Origin of the sequence: Pseudomonas sp. UBA5666 (genome assembly GCF_002420785.1) — a bacterium.
GTDB classification, from domain to species: domain Bacteria; phylum Pseudomonadota; class Gammaproteobacteria; order Pseudomonadales; family Pseudomonadaceae; genus Aquipseudomonas; species Aquipseudomonas fulva.
On sequence record NZ_DIIQ01000016.1, the window covers coordinates 24,860 to 43,582 of the forward strand.

Annotated in this window: 17 protein-coding genes; 12 read left to right on the plus strand and 5 right to left on the minus strand. The window is 63.3% G+C overall.

Annotated features, from left to right (window positions below; genetic code table 11):
- Positions 1-193: 193 nt before the first annotated feature.
- Positions 194-2,047: a DEAD/DEAH box helicase gene (locus B2Y33_RS09845; RefSeq protein WP_206405558.1), complete on the minus strand. Its 1,854-nt coding sequence runs from the start codon at positions 2,045-2,047 to the stop codon at positions 194-196.
- 121 nt (positions 2,048-2,168) lie between these two features.
- Complete coding sequence (locus B2Y33_RS09850) at positions 2,169-3,056, minus strand: LysR substrate-binding domain-containing protein (protein WP_206405591.1); 888 nt, start codon at positions 3,054-3,056, stop codon at positions 2,169-2,171.
- 168 nt (positions 3,057-3,224) lie between these two features.
- Between B2Y33_RS09850 and B2Y33_RS09855 the strand changes: the two genes are divergently transcribed.
- From B2Y33_RS09855 to B2Y33_RS09905, 11 genes are all read left to right on the plus strand, one after another.
- A complete protein-coding gene (locus B2Y33_RS09855) occupies positions 3,225-4,058 on the plus strand; it encodes an FAS1-like dehydratase domain-containing protein (RefSeq protein WP_027915201.1) in 834 nt (277 codons plus the stop codon).
- Positions 4,059-4,088: 30 nt separating this feature from the next.
- Positions 4,089-5,252, plus strand: a complete 1,164-nt coding sequence (locus tag B2Y33_RS09860; protein WP_023534647.1) for an acyl-CoA dehydrogenase family protein — start codon at positions 4,089-4,091, stop codon at positions 5,250-5,252.
- Between the two features lie 14 nt (positions 5,253-5,266).
- Positions 5,267-6,616 (plus strand): MmgE/PrpD family protein, encoded by a 1,350-nt coding sequence (locus B2Y33_RS09865; protein WP_206405559.1) that lies wholly within the window; start codon positions 5,267-5,269, stop codon positions 6,614-6,616.
- 20 nt (positions 6,617-6,636) lie between these two features.
- A complete protein-coding gene (locus B2Y33_RS09870; RefSeq protein WP_206405560.1) occupies positions 6,637-7,836 on the plus strand; it encodes a CaiB/BaiF CoA transferase family protein in 1,200 nt (399 codons plus the stop codon).
- 15 nt (positions 7,837-7,851) lie between these two features.
- Positions 7,852-8,679, plus strand: a complete 828-nt coding sequence (locus tag B2Y33_RS09875) for an HpcH/HpaI aldolase/citrate lyase family protein (RefSeq protein ID WP_110607058.1) — start codon at positions 7,852-7,854, stop codon at positions 8,677-8,679.
- A gap of 157 nt (positions 8,680-8,836) precedes the next feature.
- Positions 8,837-9,835 carry a TRAP transporter substrate-binding protein gene (locus B2Y33_RS09880; protein ID WP_023534545.1) on the plus strand — a complete coding sequence of 333 codons (999 nt, stop codon included), beginning with the start codon at positions 8,837-8,839 and terminating at the stop codon, positions 9,833-9,835.
- 63 nt (positions 9,836-9,898) lie between these two features.
- Positions 9,899-10,534: a TRAP transporter small permease gene (locus B2Y33_RS09885; protein WP_027915196.1), complete on the plus strand. Its 636-nt coding sequence runs from the start codon at positions 9,899-9,901 to the stop codon at positions 10,532-10,534.
- Positions 10,531-11,814 carry a C4-dicarboxylate TRAP transporter large permease protein DctM gene (gene dctM / locus B2Y33_RS09890; RefSeq protein ID WP_027915195.1) on the plus strand — a complete coding sequence of 428 codons (1,284 nt, stop codon included), beginning with the start codon at positions 10,531-10,533 and terminating at the stop codon, positions 11,812-11,814. Before B2Y33_RS09885 ends, dctM begins: the two co-directional genes overlap by 4 nt.
- A 149-nt stretch (positions 11,815-11,963) precedes the next feature.
- On the plus strand, positions 11,964-13,556 hold the full coding sequence (locus B2Y33_RS09895; protein ID WP_206405561.1) for an argininosuccinate lyase: 1,593 nt from the start codon (positions 11,964-11,966) through the stop codon (positions 13,554-13,556).
- Positions 13,557-13,896: 340 nt separating this feature from the next.
- On the plus strand, positions 13,897-14,589 hold the full coding sequence (locus B2Y33_RS09900) for a bacteriorhodopsin (protein WP_028687114.1): 693 nt from the start codon (positions 13,897-13,899) through the stop codon (positions 14,587-14,589).
- A gap of 2 nt (positions 14,590-14,591) precedes the next feature.
- Complete coding sequence (locus tag B2Y33_RS09905; protein WP_206405562.1) at positions 14,592-15,428, plus strand: beta-carotene 15,15'-dioxygenase, Brp/Blh family; 837 nt, start codon at positions 14,592-14,594, stop codon at positions 15,426-15,428.
- A 45-nt stretch (positions 15,429-15,473) separates the two neighbouring features.
- Here the strand turns inward: B2Y33_RS09905 and B2Y33_RS09910 are convergent, their stop codons facing one another.
- The 3 genes from B2Y33_RS09910 to B2Y33_RS09920 all read right to left on the minus strand — a co-directional run bounded on the left by B2Y33_RS09910 (position 15,474) and on the right by B2Y33_RS09920 (position 17,306).
- On the minus strand, positions 15,474-15,737 hold the full coding sequence (locus tag B2Y33_RS09910; protein WP_028687108.1) for a DUF3077 domain-containing protein: 264 nt from the start codon (positions 15,735-15,737) through the stop codon (positions 15,474-15,476).
- A gap of 86 nt (positions 15,738-15,823) precedes the next feature.
- Positions 15,824-16,066 (minus strand): hypothetical protein, encoded by a 243-nt coding sequence (locus B2Y33_RS09915; protein WP_206405563.1) that lies wholly within the window; start codon positions 16,064-16,066, stop codon positions 15,824-15,826.
- Positions 16,067-16,535: 469 nt separating this feature from the next.
- Positions 16,536-17,306, minus strand: a complete 771-nt coding sequence (locus B2Y33_RS09920; protein ID WP_206405564.1) for a nuclease-related domain-containing protein — start codon at positions 17,304-17,306, stop codon at positions 16,536-16,538.
- 235 nt (positions 17,307-17,541) lie between these two features.
- Here B2Y33_RS09920 and B2Y33_RS09925 point away from each other — a divergent pair, with 235 nt between their 5' ends.
- Positions 17,542-18,543, plus strand: coding sequence for a restriction endonuclease (locus tag B2Y33_RS09925; RefSeq protein ID WP_206405565.1), 1,002 nt, complete (start codon positions 17,542-17,544; stop codon positions 18,541-18,543).
- The last annotated feature ends 180 nt before the right edge of the window (positions 18,544-18,723 follow it).

Sequence of the window (18,723 nt, forward strand, 5' to 3'; positions counted from 1 at the left end):
TGAGCAGTGTCTGTAGAGGCTGCAATCGATGGCCTGTGCAGTCTGGCCGTTGTGAGCCGCACGGTAGGCCTTGAGCTCTAATGTGGAGCTGAAATGTTGGGGCCGCTTCGCGGCCCATCGCGGCCGGTCCGGCATCCCGGCGAGGCCGCGTCCACTAATACCGCGCAACCCTTAGTCCCGCACTATCAAGCAGCTAAAGGCTCGCTTGAACCTGAGCCACTGCCTCCTGCAGGCGTTCGGTGAATCCGGAGTGGGTCTGATGGGTCATCACCAGCCTGTCCACGGCGCGGGTCATGGCTACATACAGCAAGCGCATCTCATCGGCCTCGTCTTCGCCCTGCACCGGCATCTCGTGCAAGCGCGGAATCACCACGAACCCGAATTCCAACCCCTTGCTCGAATGCATGCTCACGATCTTCACCGTGTTCTCGCCATACAGCGCGCTGCGTTTGGAAACGGTCTTGGCGCTGGTGTACGGGATGCCCGCGGCCTTGAGTGTGTCCTCGATCCAGGTGGCCTGGAAACCTTCTCGGTAAATCACGGCCATGTCTTGCCAGGCCCGGCCGTTTGCCTGCTCATGCTCAAGCCGGGCGACAAGGCATTGGGCTTCCTGCACAAGCCCAGGGTGGCTGAGCAGTTGCGGCAAGTCGCCGCGCCGGCCTGCGCTTTGCGGGGCCAGTACCGGGATATGGTCGTCTTCGGCATCGCGGGCGCTGAGCAAATCCTTGGAAAACGCATGCGCGACCGACAGCACTTCCAGCGTATTGCGGTAGTTGATGCGCAAGATGGTGGTCCGGCCTGACGCCTTGATCCCTACACTGGCGAAGCTGAATGTCATCTTCGAGGCAAGGGTGGCCTTGCCGCGGTAGATGGCCTGGGCGTCGTCGTAGAGCACCAGCAGGTTTTCCTGCTCCTGGTCGAGTTGGTGAACGACCAGGCGGAACCACTCCGGTTTGAAGTCGTGGCCCTCATCGATCAGGATCGCGGCATACCGATCAGCGTCCAGCTTGCCGTCCGCCATGTGCTTGAGCACATCGTCTTCGAGCGCCTGAAAGAACTTCTGGCCCTGGAGTTGAGGGATGGGCAGCTGCGCATCGGTCAGCAGCTTGCGACACCAGGCATGAAAGCTCATGGCAACTACCTGAACGTCTTGCTGGTGCGCTTTGAGCACCTGGTTCAAGCGCGCTGCGAGGGTCTTGTTGTAGCACAACACCAGCACCGGCTTGCTGGAGGTGCGCGCCAGGTAGAGGCTGCGGTACACCAGGACCATGGTCTTGCCGCTGCCGGCCACGCCGTGAATCACCCGGTGCCCACTGCCCATGGAACGCGCCAGTTGCTCCTGCTGCAGGTCCATGACCTTGATCAGGCTGGGCATGGGCGCCTCCTGCTCACCGAACAGCCCGAACTGGGCACGTGCCGGGTTCAGGCGGATTTCCGGGAACAGGTGGTAACGCACGCGGTCCAAGTGCTCGTCCGACAGCGCCACGGGAAAGTGCTGCACGAACATGGCCTTGAAACGTTGTTCGAACAGGCCTGCATCCACGGTTTCGAACATTTCGTCCTTGCAGATGACACGCACGCTTTGCAAGGCCGAACCGGCTTGCAGCGAGGTGAATTCCTTGCGCGTCATCTCTGGCAGCACGACGCCCCAGGTGTAGGGCATCAACAGTTTGCCCGCTCGGATAGAGCCTGGCTTCTGGGTCAGCGCGGGGTCCTTTTCCAGCGTTTCCTTCGTTTCGAACGCGTTCTTGCGGGCCTGCGCCATGGGGTTGATGACGGTGACTTCGCGACCGTGCTCGAGCTTGATGACCTCGTTGATCGTCACCTCTTTCAGCGAGCTCAGCTTCCAGTCCTTGACCTCGAGAATGAGCAAGCCCACTTCAGGGTGCAGGAGGACGAAGTCCGGCTGCAGCCCCTTTGGGCCAACCGGCACGTTGAACCAGCATAACCAGTCATCGGGGAGTTTCTTTTCGAGGCGCTCAGCCAGGCGTTTTTCCCCGGGCGTGTCGAAACGGCACGCGCCGAGTGTTGGGATGATTTGGGCCATATCCTTATTGTCCATATCCAAAACGACGCACCACAGTAGGATTTATCCTTCTGCAGTGCAAATCTGAACCACTGTCCTGCACCCGATCTGACGGTCAGATAACCCGAGCGTAATGGCTTGCCTAGTTCGCAGGCATCAACGTCTTGATCAATGCGCGCACCGTCCCCGGCAGGGCCTCCAGCTCCCGGACGAGTATGCTGCGTTCGCGCTCGGCCCAGGGTTCGTCCAGGGCGATGGTCACCAGGTTCATGGTGTGGCTGTGGCGCGATGCGGATGACTCGGGAATGATGCCGATGCCCACGCCTGCCTCGACCATGCGGCAGATGGCCTCGAAACCCGACAGCTGGATACGCAGGGCCAGGGTTTCACCCATGCGCTCGACCTGGTCGCGCAGAAAGGTCAGCAGGGTGCTGCCGTCGTGCAGCCCGATGTGCTGGTAGGCCAGAGTCTGTTTCAACGTCACCTGGCGGCGGTTGGCCAGCTCGTGGCCGGCGGGCACGATCAGCACCAGCCGATCGGTGCTGAAGTGCATCACCTGCAGGCCGCTGGCCTCCACAGGGCCGGCGATGATGCCCATGTCGGTGCTGCCATCGAGCACCCCTCGCACGATGTCGCGGGACAGGCGTTCCTGCAGGTCGACCGTGACCCCCGGCCGTTGCGCCAGAAAGCCTGCCAGCACCTCGGGCAGAAACTCGGTCACCGCCGTGGTGTTGGCAAAGATGCGGATATGCCCCGCCGAATCGCCGCCGAGCTGAGTGAACTCCGCCTTCAGGTAATCCACCTGGCGCATCACCAGGCGTGCGTGGGTCAACAGCGTGTGCCCGGCCGGGGTCAGTTCGACGCCGCGGCTGTCGCGGTACAGCAAGCGCGTGTCGAGCTGCGCTTCCAGCGCCTTGATACGCGCACTGGCGGCGGCCGGGGAGAGGTGGGCACGGCGGGCGCCCTGGGTCAGGCTGGGAGATTCGCCGATGTGGATGAACAGGCGCAAGTCAGCCAGATCGAAGTGCATGGGCAAGTCCTGGGTAGGGAAGGCGTTCGGCATTTATGAACGCCGGGTTATGGAAATGCAAATTCACAGAATGCGCGACAGGGTCGCATGATCGTCCCTGTCGCCTGCGCAGCGTCGATGACGCGCCTGCAAGCGACCTGCCATAACAACAATTCCAGAGGCCCACCCATGCCCACTACGCCCTTTGATTACAGCCCCTGGCTCGGCCGTACCGAGCACGCCTGGGATGTGCTCAGCCGCAACCTGGTGCAGCGCATCGCGGCGACATTCGGCGAGACCGCCCCGGCCCATGGCGAGGCGTTGCCGCCGCTGTGGACCTGGTGCTTCTTTCAAGACCCTGTACCCGAAGCGCAACTGGGCACCGACGGGCACCCGGCACGCGGGGGCTTTCTGCCGCCGGCTGACGGGCGCAACCGCATGTGGGCCGGTGGCCGGGTCGAGTTCATCGCCCCGCTGGTGGTCGGCGGCGAGGCGCAGCGTACCTCGACCATCCTGCACATCGAGGAGAAACACGGCCGCAGCGGCGCCTTGCTGTTCGTGACGGTGCGCCATGACTACACCCAGCACGACCAGCTGTGCATCCGCGAAGAGCAGGACATCGTCTACCGCGAGCCGACCCCGCCCAAGGCGAGCACGGGCGAGCCTTGTGAAACCGGCACCTGGGGTGAAACCGTCACGCCCACCGCGACCCTGCTGTTCCGCTATTCGGCGGTCACCTTCAACGGCCACCGCATCCATTACGACTACCCCTATGTCACCGCCACCGAGGGATACCCGGACCTGGTGGTGCACGGCCCCCTGATCGCGACGCTCAACCTGCGGGCCTTTCTGCGCGCCAACCCCGGTGCCCGCCTGCGCCGCTACAGCTACCGCAGCCTGCGCCCGCTGACCCTGCCCACGCCCTTCCAGCTCAGCGGCTGCCTCGACGGCCCAGGCCAGGCGCGCCTGTGGGCCGGCAACGCTGCCGGCGTGGCGCAAAGCGCCGACGTCACCTTCGACTGACCCCCTTTCAGCACCGTAGAGAAGCCTGCCATGCACAGCTACGACAGCGATGACCTCAACGCCATCCGCGAAGGCGTGCGCGCCTTGTGCGCCGAATTTCCGGCCGAATACTGGCGCACCCTGGACGAGCAGAAGGCCTTCCCCGAAGCCTTCGTCAAGGCCATGACCGACGCCGGCTGGCTGTCGGCGATGATCCCCGAGGCCTACGGCGGTTCAGGGCTGGGCCTGGCCGAGGCGTCGGTGATACTCGAGGAAGTGAACCACTGCGGTGGCAACTCCGGCACCATCCACGGGCAGATGTACAACATGTTCACCTTGCTGCGCCACGGCAGCGAGGAACAGAAACGTCATTACCTGCCCAAGTTGGCCAGCGGCGAGCTGCGCCTGCAGTCGATGGGCGTGACCGAACCGACCACCGGCACCGACACCACGCAGCTCAAGACCACGGCCGTGCGCGAGGGCGACGACTACGTGATCAATGGGCAGAAAGTGTGGATCTCGCGCATCCAGCATTCGGACCTGATGATCCTGCTGGCGCGTACCACGCCGCTGGCGCAGGTCACGCGCAAGTCCGAAGGCATGTCCATCTTCCTGGTGGACCTGCGCACGGCCATTGGCAACGGCCTGACCGTGCAGCCGATTGCCAACATGGTCAACCACGAAACCAACGAGCTGTTCTTCGACAACCTGCGCATCCCGGCCAGCAGCCTGATCGGCGAGGAGGGCAAGGGTTTTCGCTACATCCTCGACGGCCTGAACGCCGAGCGTACGCTGATCGCTGCCGAGTGCATCGGCGACGGGCGCTGGTTCGTCGAAAAGGCCAGCCAGTACGCCCGCGACCGCGTGGTGTTCGGCCGCCCGATCGGCCAGAACCAGGGCGTGCAATTCCCCATCGCCGAAGCCCACATCGAACTGGAGGCGGCCGACCTGATGCGCTGGCGGGCGTGCGCCGAGTACGACAGCGGCGCCAACGCCGGTGCTGCCGCGAACATGGCCAAGTACTTGGCAGCCAAAGCCTCGTGGGAGGCGGCCAACGCCTGCCTGCAAACCCACGGCGGCTTCGGCTTTGCCAACGAGTACGACGTGGAGCGCAAATTCCGCGAGACCCGCCTGTACCAGGTGGCGCCGATTTCCACCAACCTGATCCTGTCGTACGTGGCCGAGCACCTGCTCGAGCTGCCGCGCAGCTTCTGAAGGAGGGTATGCCCATGCGTGATACCCAAGCACTGGCCACCTTCCTGGCCGACCTGCGCTACCAGGACATCCCGCCCTCCGTGCTGGCGCGTACCGAAGACCTGTTCCTCGACTGGCTCGGCTCGGCCCTGGCCAGCCAGGGCGCGCACCCGGTGCCGCTGTTCGAGCGCTACGCCGAGCGCATGGGGCCACCTGCCGGTAAAGCCCGGTTGATGAGCACCGGCCGTGGCACCTCGCCGTATTTCGCTGCGTTGGTCAATGGCGCAGCGTCGCACCTGGTGGAGCAGGACGACCTGCACAACAGCTCGGTGCTGCACCCGGCCACGGTGGTGTTTTCCGCAGCCCTGGCTGCCGCGCAGGACCTGGACAAGTCGGGGCCGGACCTGCTGCTGGCGGCTGTGGCCGGCTACGAGGCTGGCATTCGCATCGGCGAATTCATGGGCCGCTCGCACTACCGCATTTTCCACACCACCGCCACCGTCGGCACCCTGGCGGCGGCTGTCGCGGTGGGCAAGCTGATGGACTTCGACCAGGCCCAGTTCATCAACGTGCTGGGCAGTGCCGGCACTCAGGCGGCCGGGCTGTGGGAGTTCTTGCGCGATGCGGCCGATTCGAAACAGCTGCACACGGCCAAGGCCGCTGCCGACGGGCTGTTGGCGGCGTACCTGACCGCCGATGGCTTGACCGGGGCGCGCAACATTCTGGAAGGCGACCAGGGCCTGGCGGCCGGCATGTCCAGCGACGCCGACCCGGCCCGCCTGTCGGACCGCCTGGGCAGCCGCTGGGCGCTGGCCGAAACCTCGTTCAAGTTCCACGCCTCGTGCCGCCACACCCACCCGGCGGCCGATGCCTTGCTCGAACTGATGCAGCGCGAAGGGCTGCGCCACGGCGACATCGCCGAGGTGATCGCCCACGTGCACCAGGGCGCCATCGACGTGCTCGGCCGGGTGAAGGTGCCCACCAGCGTGCACCAGGCCAAGTTCTCCATGGGCACGGTGCTCGGCCTGATTGCCGTGCACGGCAGCGCGCAGTTGCTGACATTCCGCGACCTGGCCCTGAGCGACCCGGACGTGGCGGGGTTCCGCGACAAGGTGCGCATGCAGCTGGACCCGGACGTGGATGCGGCTTACCCGGCCCGATGGCTGGGCCGGGTGGAGGTGCACTGCACGGACGGGCGCCACTTCACCGCTGCCATCGACGAACCCAAGGGCGACCCCGGCAACACCTTGTCCCGCGCGGAACTGGAGGACAAGTTCCAGCGCTTGCTGGCCTACGCCGGGCAGCGCAGTGCGGCCGACGGCCGTGCCTTGATCCAACGTGTCTGGCAGCTGCGCGATACCCGCTCGCTGGCCGACCTGCCATGACTCCCGCACAGGACCTTGCCATGAGTGCATCTGCCCCCCGCCCCCTGGACGGCATCACCGTCGTCAGCCTGGAACACGCCATCGCCGCGCCGTTCTGCACCCGCCAACTGGCCGACCTGGGCGCCCGGGTTATCAAGGTCGAACGCCCCGGCAGCGGTGATTTTGCCCGAGGCTATGACCAGCGCGTCGACGGCCTGGCGTCCCACTTCGTGTGGACCAACCGCTCCAAAGAAAGCCTGACCCTGGACCTGAAGCAGCCTCAGGCCGATGCCATCCTCGAAGGGCTGCTGGCCAAGGCCGACGTGCTGGTGCAAAACCTCGCACCTGGCGCTGCGGCGCGCATGGGCCTGGGGTTCGAGGCCCTGCACGCGCGCTTCCCGCGGCTGATCGTGTGCGACATCTCTGGCTACGGTGAAGGCGGCCCCTATGAGAAGAAAAAGGCCTACGACCTGCTGATTCAAAGCGAAGGCGGTTTCTTGTCGGTCACCGGCAGCCCAGGCGAGGAGGGGATGGCCAAGGCTGGATGCTCGGTGGCCGATATCGCCGCTGGCATGTACGCCTATACCGGCGTGCTTTCGGCCCTGCTGTTGCGTGATCGCACCGGGGTGGGTAGCCGCATCGACGTGTCCATGCTCGAAAGCCTGGTGGAGTGGATGGGTTACCCCATGTACTACGCCTACAACGGCGCACCGCCACCGCCTCGCGCGGGTGCTTCGCACTCGACCATCTACCCGTACGGCCCTTTCCCCACAGGCGATGGCGGCACGGTGATGCTGGGGTTGCAGAACGAGCGTGAATGGCAGCTGTTCTGCGAGAAGGTCTTGCTCGACCCGGCGTTGGCCACCGACGAGCGCTTCTGCGCCAACTACCGGCGCTCGGAGAACCGCGATTCGCTGCGCCAGATCATCATCGAGGGCTTTGCTGCGCTGAGCCTGGAAGACGTGGTGTCACGCCTTGAAAGCGCCCAGATCGCCAACGCCCGGGTCAACGACATGCAAGGGGTGTGGCAGCACCCCCAGTTGCAGGCCCGTGACCGCTGGCGCGAGGTGGACAGCCCGGCGGGCAAGCTGCCGTCCCTGCTGCCGCCGGGGCGCAACGCGGCCTTCAGCCCGCGCATGGACCCGGTGCCTGCACTGGGCCAGCACACCGCCGCGATCCTGGCCGAGCTGGGGTATGGCGATGATCAGCAGGCGCAATTGAACAGCGCAGGCGTGGTTTAGTAGAGGAGCAAAAGCATGCCATACCCCATCGTTCGCTCCGCCCTGTTCGTGCCCGGTAGCCGCCCGGAGCGCTTCGCCAAGGCCCTGGCTGCCGGTGCCGATGCCGTGATCGTGGACTTCGAAGACGCGGTCGAAGAACCGCTCAAGGCCCAGGCCCGCGAGCACCTGGCGCGCTTTCTGGGCGAACACCCCGACGCCCGGGTGTGGGTGAGGGTCAACGCACCCAGCCATGCAAACCACGCCGAGGACTTGCAATTGTGCGCGCAGCACCTGGGTGTGACCACGGTGCTGCTGCCCAAGGTCGAGAGCGCCGCACAGGTGGCGGTTGCCGCCCGCACGGGCAAAGCCGTCGTGCCGATCATCGAGACCGCCAAGGGGCTGTTGGCCCTTGAACGTATCGCCGGCGCCGAGGGCGTCGAGCGCTTGTCGTTCGGCAGCCTGGACCTGGCGCTGGACCTTTGCCTGAACACTGACAGCCCGGCAGGTCAACGCTTCATCGACCAGGCCCGCATGGCCGTGCAACTGCATTCCCGGGGCGCCGACCTGGCGCCGCCGCTGGACGGTGTGTTTCCTGCGATCCGCGACCCGCAAGGGCAGCGCGAGGCCATGCGCCATGCCTACGACATGGGCTATGGCGGGGCGCTGTGCATTCACCCAAGCCAAGTGCCGGTGATTCACGAGGCCTTGCAGCCCAGCGAGCACGAACTGGCCTGGGCGCAGCGCGTGCTCGAGGGCAGCGCAGCGGCGGGTGGGGCAGGGGCCTTCCAGCTGGACGGGCAGATGGTCGATGCCCCGGTGGTGTTGCGCGCGCAACGCCTGCTGGCATTGGCCCACGCTGGCTAGTGGCTATGGTCCAGGCCAAGGCATGAGGGTCGGCGTTCGTTTTTGCCGAACGCAGCCTTACACAAAAGCAGATTCCCCAAACACCTATACTTGCGCCACCGTAATCTTGGCTACGCTTCCCTGCTGACCTTACCAACAACAATAACAGGTGAAACCCATGTTGAAGCTGACCCAGGCGCTGTTCTGCGCCGCCGCCGTCTCCCTGACCTCGTTCGCTTACGCCGCGGACCCGGTCATCATCAAGTTCGCCCACGTGGTGGCCGACAGCACGCCCAAAGGCCAGGGCGCGCTCATGTTCCAGAAGCTCGTGGAGGCCGATGACAAGCTCAAGGGCAAGGTCAAGGTCGAGGTTTACCCCAACTCGTCGCTGTTCGGCGACGGCAAGGAAATGGAAGCGCTGCTGCTGGGCGACGTGCAGATGCTGGCGCCCTCGCTGGCCAAATTCGAGCACTACAACAAGCAGGTGCAAATCTTCGACCTGCCGTTTCTGTTCGACAACCTGGCGGCGGTCGACCGCTTCCAGCAGGGGCCCCAGGGCAAGGCGCTGCTCACCTCCATGGAAGACAAGGGCATCCGCGGCCTGGCCTACTGGCATAACGGCTTGAAGCAGCTGTCGGCTAACAAGAAGATCCTGCTGCCCAAGGATGCCCGTGGCCTGAAGTTCCGCGTACAAGCCTCCAGCGTGCTGGAAGAGCAGTTCAAGGCCGTGCGCGCCAACCCGCGCAAGATGAGTTTTGCCGAGGTGTACCAAGGCTTGCAGACCGGCACCGTCAACGGCACCGAGAACACCTGGTCGAACTACGAAAGCCAGAAGGTCAACGAAGTGCAGCCGTTCTTCACCGAGACCGACCACGGCCTGATCGACTACATGGTGATCACCAACGCCAAGTTCTGGAACGGCCTGCCTGAAGATGTGCGCACCGAACTGCAGGGCATCATGGACAAGGTCACCGTCGAGGTGAACAAGCAGGCCGAGGCGCTGAACCAGGCCTCGCGGCAGAAGATCATCGACGCCAAGACCAGCGAGGTCGATGCGCTCACCCCCGAGCAGCGTGACGAATGGCGCAAAGCCATGCGTCCGGTCTGGGACAAGTTCGAAGGCCAGATTGGCGCCGACCTGATCAAAGCCGCCCAGGACGCCAACACAGCCTCTTGATTGGCCCCGCCTGCAGCCGCCCCTGCGTGGGCGGCTCAGCCTCATTCTGCGCGGAGAATGCCCATGCAAACGTTACGGCGCGTCTGGGAGCGCTTCGAGGAAGGCATGATCGCCTTTCTTCTGGCGGCCATGACCCTCATCACCTTCATCTACGTAGCGCTGAACAACCTCTACACGATGTTCTACAACTTGAGCGACCGTTGGACCTTTGCCAGCGAGCCGCTGTTGAACATCGGTGACCACTTGATGGGCTACGCCCAGGAAATGACCTGGAGCATCGCCCTGACCAAGGCCCTGTTTGGCTGGCTGATCTTCTTCGGCATCGCCTATGGCGTACGTACCGCCGGCCACCTTGGGGTCGATGTGCTGGTCAGGCGCACCCGCAAGCCGGTGCAGCGTGTGCTGGCCATGGTTGCCTGCGCCTGTTGCCTGGCGTATGCCGGGCTGTTTCTGATTGCCAGCATCAAATGGGTCAGCGCTGTGCTGGCGGCTGGCATCGGGGCCGAAGACCTGGACCGCTACGGCATCAAGATCGGCCACATCGCGATGATTGTGCCCTTCGGGTTCGCTTTGATCATCGTGCGCTACCTGGAAATCCTCTACCGCATCTACACCCACCGCCAGATCAACCTGGGCCTGGCCGACGAAGCGGCCGAGGCGAGCAAGCTGGCCAACCCCGGTGAGGAGTCGCAGCAATGACCGTCATCTGCCTGTTCCTGCTGCTGTTCATCTTCATGTTCCTGGGCGTGCCCATTGCCATTTCCCTGGGCCTGTCGGGGGCGGTGTCGATTCTGCTGTTCAGCCAGGACTCGCTCAGTTCGTTGGCGATCAAGCTGTTCGAAACCTCTGATAGCTACACCTTCCTGGCCATCCCCTTCTTCCTGCTGTCTGGCGCCTTCATGACCACCGGCGGCGTGGCGCAGCGGCTGATCGATTTTGCCAACGCCTGCGTAGGGCACATTCGGGGCGGCCTGGCCATTGCCGCCGTGCTGGCCTGCATGTTGTTCGCTGCGTTGTCCGGCTCGTCGCCGGCCACGGTGGCGGCAGTGGGTTCGATCGCTGTGGCCGGCATGGTGCGCTCGGGGTATCCGAAGGAATTCGGCGCCGGCATCATCTGTAACGCCGGTACGCTGGGCATCCTGATCCCCCCGTCGATCGTGATGGTGGTCTATTCAGCCGCGACCGAAACGTCGGTGGGCAAGTTGTTCATGGCTGGCGTGATCCCTGGGATCTTGCTGGGCGTGTCGCTGATGGTAGCCATCTACATCGTGGCGCGGGTCAAGAAGCTGCCTGCCCAGCCACGTGCCAGCTTCCGCGAATGGCTTACGGCCGCGCGGCGGGCGTTCTGGGGGCTGTTGTTGCTGGTGATCATCCTGGGCGGCATCTACAGCGGCATGTTCACCCCCACTGAAGCGGCGGCCGTGGCGGCGGTGTACTCGGCGTTCATCGCCCTGTTCGTGTACAAGGACATGACCTGGCGCGAGTGCCCCAAGGTGCTGCTGGAGTCCGGGCGGCTGACCATCATGCTGCTGTTCATCATCGCCAACGCCATGCTGTTCGCCCATGTGCTGACCACCGAGCAGATCCCGCAGCAGATCACCCAGTGGGTGCTCTCCGAAGGCCTGACGCCCATCGGCTTCCTGATCATGGTCAACGTGGTGCTGCTGATTGCCGGCAGCTTCATGGAGCCGTCGGCGATCATCCTGATTCTGGCGCCGATCTTCTTCCCCATCGCCATGGAACTGGGCATCGACCCGATCCACCTGGGCATCGTGATGGTGGTGAACATGGAGATCGGACTGGTTCACCCGCCAGTGGGGTTGAACCTGTTCGTGACCAGTGCCGTGACGGGCCTGACATTGGGCCAGACCATTCGCGCAGCGCTGCCGTGGCTGTCGATCTTGTTGCTGTTCCTGATCCTGGTCACCTACGTGCCGTACATCTCCCTGGCGCTGCCAGAGTTTCTCGGCATGCCCTAACCAGCGGCTCGATCAACTCCGCCCCTGCACCGACGCCACCGCCTACCCGGCGGTGGTTTCGCTTTCGGCCAAGGGGGCAGGGGTGTAGGTTGACCTTCCAAGGGTGCCACCAGCCCGCCTGCCTTCCACAAGCCCCGAGCGGACCCACCATGACAACAACAAGATCACTGCTGTGCCTTGCCATCGCCTGCGCCTGGCTCACCAGCCCCGCGGCCCAGGCCGCCAACACCGCCGACAACCCGTGCAAGACCACCGCCGAATGCGCCGAGCAGGCTCGCAAGATCGGCGCCTTCGTAGAAAAGACCCCCGACGGCCAGCGCCACGGCGAGACCCAGTTCGACTACCTCAACCGCATCAACAAAGCCTCGCTGGTGATGCTCAAGGAAGCCGGTATCGTCACCGCCGAACAGGCCGCGACCATTGCAGGCGGGGTACGCCACGCCATCGACCAGGCCACCCAGCCAGACGGCAAGCGCCCCAGCGATGTGCTGCAACTGGAGCAGATCATCACCGACAAGGTCGGCCCCGAGGCCTCGCTGATTCACTCAGGCCGCAGCCGCCAGGACATGTACGCCACCTACCGCCTGGCCTCGCTGCGCCGCCACGTGCTGGCCTACGGCGACGCCCTGGACGCCACCCGCCAGCGCTTGCTCACGCTGGCCGCCCAACACGTCGATACCCTGGTGCCGGCCTATACCAACGGCGTGCAAGCCATGCCCATCAGCTACGCCCATTACCTGCTGGCCTACGAGGCCTCGTTCGAGCGCGACGCCCAACGCCTGCACGAACTCTACGCCCGCCTGAACCTCAGCCCCATGGGCACCGCCGTGCTGGCCAATTCCGGCTACCCCATCAACCGCGAGCGCCTGGCCCAGCTGCTGGGCTTTGACGGCGTGCGCGAGAACTCGCTGGACGCCAGCCAGGTCTCGACCTACGACATCCCGCTGGAAGCCGCCGGCCTGGTCTCGTCCTCGGCCATCCGCATCGGCGCCTTCATCGGCGACATTCACACCCAGTACCACCAGACCCGCCCCTGGCTGCTGCTCGACGAAGGGGCCACCTACACCAGCAGCGCCATGCCGCAAAAGCGCAACCCTGGCCTCTTGATGCGCACCCGCGAAGCCGCCTCCGACGTGGTCGGCCTGGCCAACGCCACCACCCTGCGTGCCCACAACGTCACCACCGGCATGACCGACTACAAGGCCGCCTTCGACGACCTGGGCCTGTTCCGCTCCACGGGGGACATGTTCAAGCGCCTGGACCAGGTGCTCGACGCCCTGAAAATCAACGCCGCACGCGCCGAAGAAGAACTGGACGCCGACTGGACCACCTCCATGGAGCTGGCCGACACCTTGGAGCGCAAGCACCACGTCCCCTTCCGCATCGGCCACAGCTTCGCCTCGCTGATCGTCGAAAAAGCCCGCGCCGACGGCACCTTGCCCAAGGACTTCGCCTACGCCGATGCGCAGGCGTTGTTCACCCAGGCGGCGGACAAGTACAAATGGAAGGACAACACCCTACCCCTGAGCGAAGCGGATTTCCGCGCCAGCCTGTCCCCCCGCGCCATGGTGCAAAGTCGCAAGGGTACTGGTGGGCCGCAGCCTGAAGAAGTGCGGCGCATGTTGGCTGAGGCGCAGGCGCGGTTGAAGGAGGATCAGGCGTGGATGGAGCAGCGGCGGCAGAAGCTGGTGGATGCGGATGCGGGGTTGGACAAGGCGTTTGATGGGCTGACGGGGCGGTGATCTGGCAGGGGCGCTTGCTCCGATGACTCGGTGATCTGACAGAAACACGCCCTCCGTGTGGGAGCGGCCTTGCGCCGCGATGGGCCGCATAGCGGCCCCGGCGATTTGAGCTGCGGGCTGAAATCCTGGGGCCGCTTCGCAGCCCATCGCGGCGCGAGGCCGCTCCCACAGTAGTAGATCGCGTGACCTGGAAAAGATCTCAACCGACCCCCGAAACATTTTGAACCAAAAATCTCACCCCCCTCTCCATCCGTAAACGAAGCGGCTAAATAAACCGCGGCGAACCCCGGCATCCCCTTGCATGCACCCGGGCCTTTTACTGCTGGTAGCGGAGCCTCAAATGATCCAAACCCCCTTGCTGATCGGTTTCATCGTCATGGCCCTGGCATCACTGGTCATCTACATCAAAGGCGCACATTACGGCCCGCTTCTGGGCCACACCCTCATCCACGCCGCCGTCCCCTTCATCGCCGGCACCGCCTACCTGTGCATGTACCTGGGCGTCGGCAACCTGATCAAAGTCGACGGCAGCGTCACCTACCTGGCCCGCTACGTGGACTGGGCCTTCACCACCCCACTGCTGTTGGCCGGCGTCGTCAGCTCCGCTTACTACGGCACTCGCGACCTGTACGGCAAAAGCGGCTACATCACCGCCATCGTCACCCTCGATGTGATCATGATCGTCACCGGCCTGATCGCCTCCCTGGCCCCCTACGGCGTGATCAAATGGGTGTTCTTCGCCTGGTCCTGCGCCGCCTTTGCCGGCGTGCTGTACCTGCTGTGGAAACCCGTCGCCAGCATCGCCAGCCAACAACCCGGCGTCAGCCCCGCCTACCGCCGCAACGTAGGCTTTCTCACCGTGCTGTGGCTGATCTACCCCGTGGTCTTCGCCGTCGGCCCCGAAGGCTTCTGGGCCGTTAGCGACGCCACCACCGTATGGGTGTTCCTGGTGCTCGACGTGCTGGCCAAGGTCGTCTACGCCTTCACCTCGGAACGTAACCTGCGCGCCGTGCCGGTCGGCCGAGGCTACTGAGCATGACCTGCACAGGGCGCAGCTGGCGCGCCCTTGTGGGGCTGGCGATAGCGGCCAGCCTTGCAGGCGGGCTGGCACCGCTGGCTTACGTGCTGCTGGTCGGGCTCGGGCTTGGCCTGCTGCATGGGGCAAGCGACCTGTACTTGATCGAGCACGGGCAGCGCAGGCGCTTTGTGCTCAGTTACCTGGGCGTGGCCATCGTGTGCGCCCTGGTCTGGCAAGTGGCGGGGGCGCTGGCGCTTACCGCTTTTTTGTTGCTGTCGGTTTGGCACTTCGCCCATGAGGACGAGGTGTTTCAGCGGCGGCATGAACAGATAGCGCTGGGGCTGTTCATCCTGGGCGGGCCTGCGGTGCTGCACAGCGACGCAGTAGCCCGGTTGCTCAACCTGGCGATGGCGGCCGGTGCATCCTCTGCCTTGGGTGGATGGCTGGCGGTGACGCCGGCGTGTGCCGGGCTGATTGCGTTCGGTGTATTGCTGATGAGTGCCTGGCAACAGCGTGACCTACGGCTGGCGCTGACCTTGCTGCTGGTGGTGGTAACCCCGCCGCTGATCGGGTTTGCGCTCGGGTTCTACCTGCTGCACGCCGAACCCCAAACCCGTGTGCGCGAGCGCATGGTAGGTGCTTTGTCGATGGGCGACTACCTGCATCGCACCTGGCCAGTGCTCGTCGGGGCAGGGATGTTTGCCTTGGTGGGTGGGGCTGTGTTCTGGCAGCAGGAACAGACCGGCATTCGGGCGCTGTTCGTGGTGCTGGCGGCGTTTGCACTGCCGCATATGGTGGTGTTGCCGCGTTTTCTTTCGGGACGCGCAGTGCCCCAGGTGCCGGGCCCGGTGTGACCGGATCGACAGCCCCGGCGCGCAGGTGCGCCGGGGGGACCGGGGTCAGCGCATCATGCCCAGTTCAGCGTCGTCCAGCAGGGCTTTGCCGAGTGCGCAGAGGTAGTGGGCGGCCCAGATCAGTTTGGGTTTGTCTTCCATCAAGCCTTCGAGGGTGAGGTCGCGGGCGTAACCCATCAATTCCGAAGCCTGTTCGCGGGCGTGTTGGCAGGGGATGCCGGGCTCGATGCGGAACAGGGCGTGGGTGTGGTTTTCGCCTTGATAGAAGACGGTTTGGCCTGGGGTGCAGGGGGTGTCTGGGGTGGACATGGTGTGGCTCCCTGAAGTTTTTGGGCTGGCTGTTTTCGTGCCGCGGCTGGGTTACTGCCGAGTTGCTTGAGCCAGGGGCTTGAGGGTTAGTGCGTGGGGTGTCGCGAGGGAGGGTGATGGATTTGCAGGAGGGCGGATTCCAGCAGGCGGCGCAGGGATTCGAGCTCGTGCATGGAGGCCATGATCAGGGGGGCTGCCGGGGAGCGGGGCTGTATGAGGAGGGCTTGTTGGGCCACGGCTTCGGCGCAGAGGGCGTAGTCGGCGGCTAGGGTTAGGGTGTCTTCCAGGGTGGCGGGGGTGGGTGGTGGGTCGGGGACGATTTTTAACATGACGACTCCTGACGTGATGAAGCGACCACCTGCTGCGGCTAAACAGGAAGGTGGCAGCTGTACGCGGGTTAGCCGACCGGGACGTCAGGCACCCGGCGCACTCGAAAGTGCCCCACGCACAGCCGCCATAAGGCGACAACACCGATTTCCCGGTATTGCACAGCTGCGGTGTCCGACGTTTTTTTCAGGCGGCTAACCTGGTCGCTGGATGTCAGCGACACGGCGAGACTACGGTCGGCTTTTGGGGTGTGCAATGAGAAATGGGCTTGGGGAGTATCTTTGGGAAATGGACTACAGGGAAGGAAAAAAGTCTGAAAGTTCTGGGTGGCTTTGAGCGTGTCGCCTGTAGGAATGTCAGGTCTTTGATGCAGCGATGTTGGGTGGTTTTCTCGGAGACTGTCCTCATTGATGCGAGGCGTTTCAGCTCAGAGCACCCGCAGCATGCGAGCACTCTCAGAAACCTTCTAAGCTAGAAACTCTGCCGCGTTCTGCACTTCGGGAATGTCGAGCATCCCCAGAATTGTTGGCCGGCATTAGCACCTGTTTTGATAGTCCGCACCAGTAGCGCACTGCCGCATTTCGGACATTGCCTGTCGGCTGTGGGATCACTGCGTCGCTTCAGGTTCTCCACGTGCTCGCGGTGCGTTGCAAGTGAAGGTGCCCGCCTTCCATCCAACAGATTTTGAACCAGCGTATCAACTTCAGAGGCCGTGAATACGGGCTGTGTGAAGGACTTGATATACCGGATAAACCTGCTGCCGTGGGTGACATTTGGCGGCATTTCGGTTTTGAACCTGCTATCACCGACGAAGGTGATGATCGAGTGAAGGTGCTCAGGCGCTACCTCCAGGGTGGCTTCAAGGGCTTTCAGGTGTTTATAGTTTTGACGCAGCGGGTTCTGGAACTTGAACGTGCGCTTGAAGAGCTTTTGCGTCCATTGGGGTTGGCGCTCCGAACCAAAAATCCATCCCCTCATGTTTTTAGTTTCGAGCACGAAAATGCCGTACATAGACACGATGACGTGATCGATCTGCGTCGTGCCGTCTGGCGTGTCTAGTGTCACGTTATGTACGCGGTGATACGTTTTGTCATCCAGCTCTAGCCATATGAAAAAGCGCACGAGTAGTTCGCCGAGGTAGCCTTTGGCAGCTGGCGTTTTCAGTATTGAGATGCAGATGACGAGCGGAATGAACCAGCTCAGTGTGCCCCAGTGCTGGCTGAGGAGGGTGGTGAAGTCCATTTCTTAACCTTGTGAAGATCGGGATTGTGGTGCCTGGGTGTGACCCGTTTCTTGATTGGGTTGGAAACCAGGCTCCGCCGGTTTGATCGAGCGCAGATGACGCAGCGCAACCCGCCCGGCGGGGCCGCATTATAGAGTGATGGCCAATTAGTTGTACCTGTTGGAGTGAGTGCGTTCACTTCCCACACACAGATTGCTTGAGTCCCCTCAAAACCAAGGTTAGGAAAACCTGCAGATGCCGACCATGTGGATGATCCGAGGCGACGGTGGACGCCTCTATGACGACTTCAGAGACCGCAACTTAGCTGCGATTGGCTGGGGGCAGTTTGCGATAGAGGCTAAGCCAGGGGGCTCGCGCAAAGCGCTGATTCAGGCTTACAAAAACCTCCAACCTGGCATCAAAGACGCCAGTGCTGTGTCAGGTGCCTCTCAGGTATTCCGATTCGTTAACGAAGTGAAAGCAGGTGATGCAGTGGTCACCTATTCACCTGCAAACAGGACTTATCTAGTTGGCCTGTTCGTGGGCGAATGCGTCTATCGAGCGGACCTAGCGGAAGACGGCATGTCACTAACGCGTGCCGTGGAGTGGTTCCCCCACGAGGTTGATAGGGACAAATTAACCAGTGCTAGCCGCAACAGCCTCGGCTCGACGTTGACGGTGTTCAACGTGGCGGAGGAGGCGCAGAAAGAGCTGCTGGCGCTTGCCAACGGGAAAGTGTTTTCTCCTACGCCAAAGGAAGCGATTGAAGATCCTGAGGCCCTGGAAGACCCCTTGAAAGGCGTTCAAGAGATTGCATTCGAACGCATTAAAGACCAGATCAACGGTTTGGACTGGTCAGAGATGCAAGAGCTGGTAGCAGGCATTTTGCGTGCGATGGGTTACAAAACGCTCGTATCTCCAGCAGGGGCTGACCGGGGCAAAGACATTATTGCCTCCCCTGACGGCTTCGGCTTCGAGCCCCCGCGTATCGTCGTCGAGGTCAAGCACCGTAGCGCGCGTATGGGCAGTAATGAGATTCGTAGCTTCTTAGGTGGACGTCACAAAGATGATCGCGGGCTCTATGTGAGTACAGGTGGATTCACTAAGGAAGCTTTGTACGAAGGGGAACGAGCCAATGTACACCTGACCATGTGGACCTTGGACGAGTTGGCTCGCACATTGATGGCGCATTACCCAGCTACTGATCCGGAAACCAAGCGTTTGGTGCCGCTGACGTATTTCTATGTGCCGGCGTGAGGCGCCAGATTTGAAGGCGATAAGAAACGATAACGGCGTGGGCTTGGATCGTTGCATTTCTTAGAACTCCTTCAGAGCTCATGCAAGCTTTAGCCACGAGCCGGACCCGGCGCTACGAGCAGACTCGTTTCGCCGGGATTCGTAGGCTCAGCGCATCAAGCCCAGTTCAGCGTCGTCCAG

What these genes read in the sequence shown, in the direction of transcription:
- B2Y33_RS09845 (WP_206405558.1), bottom strand. Translation starts at nt 2,047, where the DNA reads ATGGCCCAAATCATCCCAACACTCGGCGCGTGCCGTTTCGACACGCCC.
- B2Y33_RS09850 (WP_206405591.1), bottom strand. Translation starts at nt 3,056, where the DNA reads ATGCACTTCGATCTGGCTGACTTGCGCCTGTTCATCCACATCGGCGAA.
- B2Y33_RS09855 (WP_027915201.1), top strand. Translation starts at nt 3,225, where the DNA reads ATGCCCACTACGCCCTTTGATTACAGCCCCTGGCTCGGCCGTACCGAG.
- B2Y33_RS09860 (WP_023534647.1), top strand. Translation starts at nt 4,089, where the DNA reads ATGCACAGCTACGACAGCGATGACCTCAACGCCATCCGCGAAGGCGTG.
- B2Y33_RS09865 (WP_206405559.1), top strand. Translation starts at nt 5,267, where the DNA reads ATGCGTGATACCCAAGCACTGGCCACCTTCCTGGCCGACCTGCGCTAC.
- B2Y33_RS09870 (WP_206405560.1), top strand. Translation starts at nt 6,637, where the DNA reads ATGAGTGCATCTGCCCCCCGCCCCCTGGACGGCATCACCGTCGTCAGC.
- B2Y33_RS09875 (WP_110607058.1), top strand. Translation starts at nt 7,852, where the DNA reads ATGCCATACCCCATCGTTCGCTCCGCCCTGTTCGTGCCCGGTAGCCGC.
- B2Y33_RS09880 (WP_023534545.1), top strand. Translation starts at nt 8,837, where the DNA reads ATGTTGAAGCTGACCCAGGCGCTGTTCTGCGCCGCCGCCGTCTCCCTG.
- B2Y33_RS09885 (WP_027915196.1), top strand. Translation starts at nt 9,899, where the DNA reads ATGCAAACGTTACGGCGCGTCTGGGAGCGCTTCGAGGAAGGCATGATC.
- dctM (WP_027915195.1), top strand. Translation starts at nt 10,531, where the DNA reads ATGACCGTCATCTGCCTGTTCCTGCTGCTGTTCATCTTCATGTTCCTG.
- B2Y33_RS09895 (WP_206405561.1), top strand. Translation starts at nt 11,964, where the DNA reads ATGACAACAACAAGATCACTGCTGTGCCTTGCCATCGCCTGCGCCTGG.
- B2Y33_RS09900 (WP_028687114.1), top strand. Translation starts at nt 13,897, where the DNA reads ATGATCCAAACCCCCTTGCTGATCGGTTTCATCGTCATGGCCCTGGCA.
- B2Y33_RS09905 (WP_206405562.1), top strand. Translation starts at nt 14,592, where the DNA reads ATGACCTGCACAGGGCGCAGCTGGCGCGCCCTTGTGGGGCTGGCGATA.
- B2Y33_RS09910 (WP_028687108.1), bottom strand. Translation starts at nt 15,737, where the DNA reads ATGTCCACCCCAGACACCCCCTGCACCCCAGGCCAAACCGTCTTCTAT.
- B2Y33_RS09915 (WP_206405563.1), bottom strand. Translation starts at nt 16,066, where the DNA reads ATGTTAAAAATCGTCCCCGACCCACCACCCACCCCCGCCACCCTGGAA.
- B2Y33_RS09920 (WP_206405564.1), bottom strand. Translation starts at nt 17,306, where the DNA reads ATGGACTTCACCACCCTCCTCAGCCAGCACTGGGGCACACTGAGCTGG.
- B2Y33_RS09925 (WP_206405565.1), top strand. Translation starts at nt 17,542, where the DNA reads ATGCCGACCATGTGGATGATCCGAGGCGACGGTGGACGCCTCTATGAC.